Origin of the sequence: Micromonospora inaquosa (assembly GCF_003857055.1) — a bacterium.
GTDB classification, from domain to species: Bacteria; Actinomycetota; Actinomycetes; order Mycobacteriales; family Micromonosporaceae; genus Micromonospora; species Micromonospora inaquosa.
In genome coordinates this window covers 1-8385 of record NZ_QGSZ01000250.1, presented here as the reverse complement: position 1 = coordinate 8385, position 8385 = coordinate 1, and the positions used below count along the sequence as shown (strand labels likewise).

Annotated in this window: 8 protein-coding genes and 2 tRNA genes; 2 read left to right on the top strand and 8 right to left on the bottom strand. The window is 67.9% G+C overall.

Going from position 1 to position 8385, the window contains the following annotated elements; all coding sequences use genetic code 11:
- The first annotated feature begins 671 nt into the window (after positions 1-671).
- Positions 672-890: a hypothetical protein gene (locus DLJ59_RS22375; protein WP_124774573.1), complete on the top strand. Its 219-nt coding sequence runs from the start codon at positions 672-674 to the stop codon at positions 888-890.
- 3 nt (positions 891-893) lie between these two features.
- On the opposite strand, the gene DLJ59_RS22370 is transcribed toward DLJ59_RS22375, so the two are convergent.
- From DLJ59_RS22370 to DLJ59_RS22345, 6 genes are all read right to left on the bottom strand, one after another.
- Positions 894-1691, bottom strand: a complete 798-nt coding sequence (locus DLJ59_RS22370; protein ID WP_124774572.1) for a carbon-nitrogen hydrolase family protein — start codon at positions 1689-1691, stop codon at positions 894-896.
- Between the two features lie 142 nt (positions 1692-1833).
- A complete protein-coding gene (gene clpX, locus DLJ59_RS22365) occupies positions 1834-3129 on the bottom strand; it encodes an ATP-dependent Clp protease ATP-binding subunit ClpX (protein ID WP_030333537.1) in 1296 nt (431 codons plus the stop codon).
- A 209-nt stretch (positions 3130-3338) separates the two neighbouring features.
- Positions 3339-4001 carry an ATP-dependent Clp protease proteolytic subunit gene (locus DLJ59_RS22360; protein ID WP_124774571.1) on the bottom strand — a complete coding sequence of 221 codons (663 nt, stop codon included), beginning with the start codon at positions 3999-4001 and terminating at the stop codon, positions 3339-3341.
- 10 nt (positions 4002-4011) lie between these two features.
- Entirely contained in the window at positions 4012-4653 is a 642-nt protein-coding gene (locus DLJ59_RS22355) for an ATP-dependent Clp protease proteolytic subunit (RefSeq protein ID WP_007464111.1), read from the bottom strand.
- Positions 4654-4875: 222 nt separating this feature from the next.
- Positions 4876-6222, bottom strand: a complete 1347-nt coding sequence (gene tig / locus DLJ59_RS22350) for a trigger factor (RefSeq protein ID WP_124774570.1) — start codon at positions 6220-6222, stop codon at positions 4876-4878.
- Between the two features lie 138 nt (positions 6223-6360).
- Positions 6361-6434, bottom strand: a tRNA-Pro gene (locus tag DLJ59_RS22345).
- Between the two features lie 258 nt (positions 6435-6692).
- Between DLJ59_RS22345 and DLJ59_RS22340 the strand changes: the two genes are divergently transcribed.
- Positions 6693-6766, top strand: a tRNA-Gly gene (locus DLJ59_RS22340).
- A gap of 180 nt (positions 6767-6946) precedes the next feature.
- Here DLJ59_RS22340 and DLJ59_RS22335 read toward each other — a convergent pair.
- Both DLJ59_RS22335 and DLJ59_RS22330 read right to left on the bottom strand, forming a co-directional pair.
- Positions 6947-7672, bottom strand: a complete 726-nt coding sequence (locus tag DLJ59_RS22335; protein ID WP_208648797.1) for a tyrosine-type recombinase/integrase — start codon at positions 7670-7672, stop codon at positions 6947-6949.
- Positions 7672-7896 (bottom strand): helix-turn-helix domain-containing protein, encoded by a 225-nt coding sequence (locus DLJ59_RS22330; protein ID WP_124774569.1) that lies wholly within the window; start codon positions 7894-7896, stop codon positions 7672-7674. Before DLJ59_RS22330 ends, DLJ59_RS22335 begins: the two co-directional genes overlap by 1 nt.
- Positions 7897-8385 lie beyond the last annotated feature (489 nt).

Below are 8385 nucleotides of genomic sequence, written 5' to 3'. Positions count from 1 at the left end.
GCAACAAACAAATGTTGCCAAAGGAATCCCAACCAGCCAGCAAAAACTGACCAGTCCGGGGTATAAATCATAATTGGCACTGGCTTTACAAGCACCCTGTTGAGTTCTCAAAGAACAACCACACACCGACCAGAAGCCCCACCTCAGCGGAACCCCAACCGGGGCTTTCCGTACCCCGTACCCACCGCTATCAGCGCCAGGCACTTTAACTACGTTACCCGCCCGTTTCCGCCGTGTCAAACCGATGTTTCGCGGTCCGTCATGCTTCATTCGGTAATGCGGATACTGTTACTGCTTAGAGTCCACGATGACGCACGTCGTTACCGACGTTCGTTTCTGTCGTGGGAAACCGCAGACCGGCCGATCACCGCTTCGCGGCTCTCCGCCCGGCTCCTGCCGGCTTCAGAACTCTACCCGGTCGGCTCCGCGTTCGCAACCCCGTTTCCGGAGTGTTCCGCACCGCCCGATCCTCAGTCTCGCTCGGCGTTCCCGCCACGAGCCTGGCGCCCGTTCTCGGCCGGTTTGTCCGGCCTCCCCCGTGCAGAGAGAAAGTTACGCGGACGGCCCGGAGAAGGCAAATCAGGGTTCATCACTGGTTCGGACGGGGAGCGCCCCAGCGTCCTCGGTGCGGTCGAGGACGCAGCCCGCCTCGACGTGCCAGAGTGTCAGTCATGGATGAGTCCAGGCACGGGGTGTTCGCCGAGGAGGCGCTGCTCGGCCTCATCGGGCCGTTCTGGCAGGTGGTGATCGGCGCGGTCGTGCTGGTCGTACTTGTGCTCTCAGTGGGACGACTTGCCCGCCGGGGCAGATCGCGAATGACCACTGCACTGCTGGTCACCGCAGCGGCGATCGCCGGGTTCGCGGTGATCGGTGTCCTGCTGGAGGGCTGAGGCTCAGAGCCGGCGGTTGGCGAGGCTGGGCAGCTCGGCCCGGATCGCGTCGAGCCGGTCGAGGTCCAGGTCGACGACGGAGACCCCCGGACCATCCGGCACCTGGCCGATGACCGTCCCCCACGGGTCGACCACCATGCTGCGTCCGAAGCACGTGCGACCCGGGTCGTGGTCGCCGGTCTGACCAGCCGCCGCCACGAAACACTGGTTCTCGATCGCCCTGGCCCGCAGCAGGACCTCCCAGTGGTCCCGGCCGGTGTGCATCATGAATGCGGCCGGAACCACCAGCAGCTGGGCGCCACCATCGGACGCGAGCAGCCGGTACAGCTCCGGAAAGCGCAGGTCGTAGCAGATCGACAGGCCGACCCGCAGCCCTTCGACGTCGACCACCACCGGTTGGACCCCGGGCGCGACACTCGCCGACTCCCGGTAGGAGACGCGACCGGGGATCTCCACGTCGTACAGGTGGATCTTGCGATAGCTCGCGGCCAGACTGCCGGAGCGGTCGAAGACCAGCGACGTGTTCCAGGTGTGGTCCGGGTCCGGGCCGGCCTCGTGGAACGAGCCGGCCACCACCCAGATCCCGAGCCGCCGGGCGACCCCGGCGAAGAAGCTGCCCACCTCCCCGTCCACCGGCTCCGGTTCGGGCAGCCCAGCGGCAGGACCCAGGTAGTCGACGTACTCCGGGAGGACGGCGAGATCCGCGCCGCCGGCGGCGGCGCGCTCCAGCAGGGCCTCCGCGGCCGCCAGATTGGCCTTACGGTCGTCCCGGGCGTTCAGCTGGCAGACGGCGACACGCATGAGCAAAGGGTACGGCTGGAGGGCCGCTCACGGACAGCGTCACGGCCTAGCCGACGCGGGTGGTCAGTGGGGGGCAGGCGCCAGCGAAAACGATCACGCCGGCCGCCTCAGGGACTGGGCGGCCGGCGTGACGCGGGGAGGATCAGGCGGACTTCTCTTCGCGATCGCGGCGGGCGCGACGGCCGGTGAACTCACGCGGCACGATCGTCGGGTTGACGTTCTCCAGGACAACCTCGCGGGTGATCAGCACCCGGGCGGCGTCCGGGTTGCTCGGCACCTCGTACATCGCGGAGAGCAGGACCTCCTCGATGATGGCCCGCAGACCACGGGCGCCCGTGCCCCGCAGCATCGCCTGATCGGCGATGGCTTCCAGCGCCGGCTCGTCGAACTCGAGCTCGACACCATCCAGCTCGAACAGGCGCTGGTACTGCCGGACCAGAGCGTTGCGTGGCTCGGTGAGGATCCGTACGAGGGCGCTGCGGTCCAGGCTGCGCACGTTGGTGATCACCGGCAGTCGGCCGACGAACTCGGGGATCAGCCCGAACTTGAGCATGTCTTCCGGCATGACCTGGCTGAAGATGTCGTCGGTCGACCGCTCGGACACCGACCGGAGCCGGGCACCGAAGCCCGTGCCGCCCTGCCCGGTGCGGGACTCGATGATCTGGTCGAGACCGGCGAACGCGCCACCACAGATGAACAGCACGTTGGTGGTGTCGATCTGGATGAACTCCTGGTGGGGGTGCTTGCGGCCACCCTGCGGCGGCACGTTGGCCACCGTGCCCTCGAGCATCTTGAGCAGGGCCTGCTGCACGCCCTCACCGGAGACGTCCCGCGTGATCGAGGGGTTCTCCGACTTGCGGGCGATCTTGTCGACCTCGTCGATGTAGATGATGCCGGTCTCGGCGCGCTTGATGTCGTAGTCGGCGGCCTGGATCAGCTTGAGGAGGATGTTCTCCACGTCCTCGCCCACGTAGCCCGCCTCGGTCAGCGCGGTGGCGTCGGCGATGGCGAACGGGACGTTCAACATCCGGGCCAGGGTCTGCGCCAGGTGGGTCTTGCCGCACCCCGTCGGACCGAGCAGCAGGATGTTGGACTTGGCCAGCTCGACGGCGTCACTGCCGGAGCCCGGCGCGCCAGCAGCCTCGGCCTGGATCCGCTTGTAGTGGTTGTAGACCGCGACGGCGAGCGCCTTCTTGGCCTGATCCTGACCCACGACGTAGGTGTCGAGGAACTGGCAGATCTCCATCGGCTTGGGAAGCTCTTCCCACTTCACCTCGCCGGACTCGGCCAACTCCTCTTCGATGATCTCGTTGCAGAGATCGATGCACTCGTCGCAGATATAGACCCCTGGGCCCGCGATGAGCTTCTTGACCTGCTTCTGCGACTTGCCGCAGAAGGAGCATTTCAGTAGGTCGCCGCCGTCACCGATCCGTGCCACCTACGTTCTCCCTGCACTCATCGGCCGGAGACCCGGCCCTGACCTGCGGACGTTGCGCGCCGCCCGGCTTAGTTCGCGCCGCCGGCCGAACCGGCGAAGCGGTACGGACCCGACGTTACCCGCTGGCGGAGCATTCTCCGACCCCCAAAACGGGTGTGTCAGAGGTCGGCCGGGAACGGATCCCCGGCCAACCTCTGACCCGATGCGGCTCAGCGAGCGGCGTTGGCCGCCAGCAGACCCTTCTTGCGACTGGTCAGGATGGTGTCGACCAGCCCGTACTCCTTGGCCTCTGCGGCCGTCATGATCTTGTCGCGATCGATGTCCTTGCGAACCTGCTCGATCGGGCGGTTGCAGTGGCGGGACAGCATGTCCTCCAGCTGCGTACGCATCCGCAGGATCTCCCGGGCCTGGATCTCGATGTCCGAGCCCTGCCCGTAGCCGCCCTCGGTGGCCGGCTGGTGGATGATGATCCGCGAGTTCGGCAGGGCCATCCGCTTACCCGGAGTGCCCGCCGAGAGCAGCACCGCCGCCGCGCTCGCCGCCTGCCCGAGGCAGACCGTCGAGATGTCCGGACGGACGTACTGCATGGTGTCGTAGATCGCCGTCATGGCGGTGAACGACCCACCCGGCGAGTTGATGTACATGATGATGTCGCGATCCGGATCGGTGCCCTCGAGCGTCAGCAGCTGGGCCATCACGTCGTTTGCCGACGCGTCGTCCACCTGGACACCGAGGAAGATGATCCGGTCCTCGAAGAGCTTGTTGTACGGGTTCGACTCCTTGACCCCGTACGACGTGCGCTCGACGAATGACGGCAGCACGTAGCGGTTGTGCACGGCCGCGAACTGGGGCGGCAGGCTCAGATCGGTCATCGTCAGCTCCTCAGCTCAGGGTCCCGGCGCCATCCGGAACCTGTGCGGCCCCGATGATCACCTTGTCGATGAAGCCGTAGTCCATGGCCTCCTGGGCGGTGAACCAACGGTCCCGGTCCGAGTCGGCCTCGATCTGCGACTGGCTCTGGCCGGTGTGGTGCGCGACCCGCTCCTGGAACATCCGCTTCGTGTAGAGCATCTGCTCCGCCTGGATGGCGATGTCGGACGCCGTGCCGCCCAGACCACCGGACGGCTGGTGCATCATGATCCGTGCGTGGGGCAGGGCGTAACGCTTGCCCTTGGTGCCCGCGCAGAGCAGCAGCTGACCCATCGAGGCAGCCATGCCCATCGCCACGGTCGACACGTCGTTGTCGATGAACTGCATGGTGTCGTAGATCGCCATGCCGGAGTAGACCGAGCCACCCGGCGAGTTGATCCACAGGTTGATGTCGCGGTCCGGGTCCTCCGCGGCGAGCAGCAGCAGCTGCGCGCAGATGCGGTTGGCGACCTGGTCGGTCACCTCACTGCCCAGGAAGATGATGCGTTCCTTGAGCAACCGGTTGTAGACCGAGTCGTCGAGGTTGCCAATGGAGTCGCCACCGCGCGCGTCAATCGCCCGGAGCGACTTCTTGGGGATGTGCATGTCGGTCATGGCAGCCCTTCGCTCTCCGTACCGTCTTTCCCGACACTAACCGCTGTGCGGGGCGGCAGAGTCCCGGTCGGGGCAGTGTTCGCTCTCAGCGCAGCTGTGTCGGGCGTACCCGCGACGCGGGCTTCCGGGGCGTCCCCGGCAGTGCTTGCTGCCCGGGCGTCCCCGGAAAGGGAAACGGCCGCCGTCTGCCGCTGAGCGGCGGACGGCGGCCGCACCCGACGATCAGTGGTCGTGGTTGTGCTCCGCCTCGTTGGCGGCGCGCAGCGCGTCAAGGGTGATCCCGTTGCCGGCCGAGTCCTTGATCGTGATCCGCTCCATGACAGCCGCGAGCGCCTTGCCCCGCCGCACGTCGCCGAAGACCGCGGCGGCCGCGCCGGAGCGCACCAGCTGGTCGTAGTACTGCTGCGGGGCCATCCCGGCACGCTGCGCCCGGTGCACGATCTCGTGCCCGAACTCGTCGTCGGAGACCTGCACGTCCTCCGCGTCGGCCAGCGTGTCCAGCAGGAGCTGGACCTTGACGCCCTCGGTCGCCGCCTCGGTCAGCTCGGCGTCGATCTGCTCCTCGGTCTTGTCCTCGGCCGCGAGGTACTCCTCCATCGAGGCGCCGATCCGCTCCAGCTGGTCGATCATCGCCTGCTTGCGGCTCTCGACCTCCTCGCGGACGACGCCCTCCGGGGCCGGGATCTCGGCGGCCTCGACCAGCTGGGCCAGGGCCTTGTCCCGAGCGGCGTAGATCTGCTCGACCTGCTTGCCCTGGGTGACCCGGGCCCGCAGGTCGCCGCGGAGCTCCTCGATCGTGTCGAACTCGCTCGCCATCTGGGCGAACTCGTCGTTCAGCTCCGGCAGCTCCTTCTCCTTGACCGTGCGCACGGTCACCGCCACCTCGGCGTCGCGACCGGCGAAGTCGCCGCCGACCAATTGGGTGGTGAAGGTGGTGTCATCGCCGGCGGCGAGACCGACGACGGCCTCGTCCAGGCCCGGCAGGAGCTGCTTGCTGCCCACCTCGTGGGAGATGTTGCTCGCCTGGCCGCCCGGCACGTCCTCGCCGTCGACGGTGGCGTTGAGGTCGATCTGGACGTAGTCGCCCTCGGCGGCGGCCCGCTCGACGGTCTTGAGGGTCGCGAAACGCTCCCGCAGGTTCTTCACCTGCTCGTCGATCTCGCTATCGTCGATCTGCAGCTCGTCGACGGTCACCTCGATGGTGCTCGCGTCCGGGATGGTGATCTCCGGACGAACGTCGACCTCGGCCGTGAAGTTCAGCGAGTCACCGTCGTTGAACTCGGTGATCTCGACCTCCGGGCGCCCCAGCGTCTTCAGGTCGTGCTCGCGCACCGCGGCGAGGATGTTCTCCGGGATGGCCTCCTGGACCGCCTCGTTGAGGACGGTGCCCCGGCCCACCCGCTGGTCGATCACCGCGGTCGGCACCTTGCCCCGGCGGAAGCCCGGGACCTGGACCTGCGAACCGATCTCCCGGTACGCCTTCTTGAGGCTCGGCTCGAGCTCGACGAACGGCACCTCGATGGCGAGCCGCACGCGCGTCGGGCTCAGAGTCTCGACGGTGCTCTTCACAGGCGTACTCCTTGACGGATCTCAGTTGAGTCTGGGCGTGATTCAGCCCATCGAGTGTAGGCGAGCCGGCCTGACGCTCCGGCATCGCCCGGGGGCCGCACTGGGCGGCACCCGGGGCGGCCCGGCCGCGGACGACAGTCGGGGTGGCGGGATTTGAACCCACGGCCCCTCGCTCCCAAAGCGAGTGCGCTACCAAGCTGCGCCACACCCCGTGGCGACGTGCAGTCTATGCCGTCGCCACGCCTCAGTTGGTGCCGGGGCATCAGCCACCCGGACAGAACCCCCGAAAATTACCAGCGCACCCCGAACCACCTACCCCAAGATCCCCTCGACTCCCCCGGACGTGCGGATCCTGGGGCGTCGTGCCGGCGGGTCCGCGACGACGCGGCATCGGGGGCCGGTGGCGCGGTTACGGGTCGGGCACCGGCATTGGGTACGCTAGGGGTGCGTCCTGTTTCGACGGGATGCACGCGGGCGTAGCTCAATGGTAGAGCTTCAGTCTTCCAAACTGACTACGCGGGTTCGATTCCCGTCGCCCGCTCCACCCACGAAGGCCCAGGTAGACCGCATCATCGCGGCACCTGGGCCGTTCACTTCTCCCCCACTCTGGATCTTGCGTGCCATCCACGTGCCATTCACGGCCGACGTCGACCGTTTCCGGCGATACGGCGATCCATCGCGTGGGCGATCTCGCGGTCCCGCTCGCTGGTGGCGTGTTGATAGATCAGGGCCGCCCGCAGTTGACGGCCCGCACGACGTTGCCGGAACGCAGCGGCGCACCCTTCGCACCCGTGAAGATCAGCGCGTCAGGGCGATCCTCGACATGCTCGGCCAGGTGCTCCCGCAGGGACTCCACCGCAGCTGCCGGCAGGGCGACAACGCGGACCCCGGCGGCGGACTTGGGTGGCCCGAATTCCAGACGGTCCTTCAGCGCCGCCAGCTTGCGGTTCACCCGCACGGTCGCCGCGTCCAGGTCGACATCGCAGCGTCGCAGGGCAGCCAGCTCTCCCCACCGCAGACCTGAGAGCGCGGCCACGACGATCAGCGCAGCGAGGCGGGCCGGCATGGCGTCGGCCAGGGCGTAGACCTGAGCGATCGTCGCGGTGGGCCGCTCCGGGGTGTGGTACCGGTCGTAGCCCTTGATCCGGCACGGGTTCTGCCGAAGGATCTCGTTCTCTCGCACAGCCGTGTTAAGGATCGCCCGGAGCAGGCAGTACGCCTTGACCGCCTGCGGCTCCGGAGTCCCGCCGCCGAGCAGCTTTCCGCGCCAGCTCCGGATGGTGGCCGGCTTGATGGCGGCCAGGGCGAGGCGGCCCAGGTGCGGCGCGATGTGCAGGGCGAACGTCTGTGGGGCGGTCCGCATCACGCCGTCCGGGCCGAGATAGCGAGCCTGCCACCGGGCAGACGGCAGCTTGCGGACGTTGCCGAAACGTCGACGCTTGGCGCCCATCAGGCCACCGCCCCGAACTGACGCCGAAGCTCCGCCCGCGAGGTTGGCACCACCCGGTTGGCCGCGATGTAGGCGGCCACCGCAGCAGGCTCAAACCGTACGAGGCGTCCCACCTTGACGTAGGCGATCCGCCGCTCAGCCACGAGCCGGCGCACGAAACGAGGTGTGGCGCGAAGGTGAGCGGCTACCTCACCCGGGGTCAGCAGATCATCGGCCACGGTCATGCCTCCTCTCCGCTCGGACGGCTCGGGTTGGTTGCCGAGACATCAGGCGGATCGGCGGCGGCCCGTCGCGCGGCGTCAAGGCGGCCCGCGCCGGCCCGGCCCCGGCCTGCTGGCGACCTCCGGCCGGCATCGGCCGGCCCGGCCGGCAGCGTTGGCGGACGGCAAGAGCTGTTGCCCTCCGGGCAGGGATCTACGACAGAGATGGGGGATGCCCGTCCGGACGGTGCGGTAGTCGGTGGTTGCGCGGGTCGCCATCTCCACCATGAGTCCCAGGCAGAGCCGAGCAGACCAGGGGCCAGGGTGCGTGGGACTCACGGCGGAGATGGCTCTGAGGCCCGCCGTGCGATTTACGTGCGATTAGGGGCGGCCATCAGTACTTTCCCCGATAGTCCACAGTTGGAGTACTAGGAACTCGGCGTGTCAGTCCCGTCGCATGGGACACCGATACCCAGCTGCACTTGTGCCGTCTGCCCCCGCGACCGAATTGTC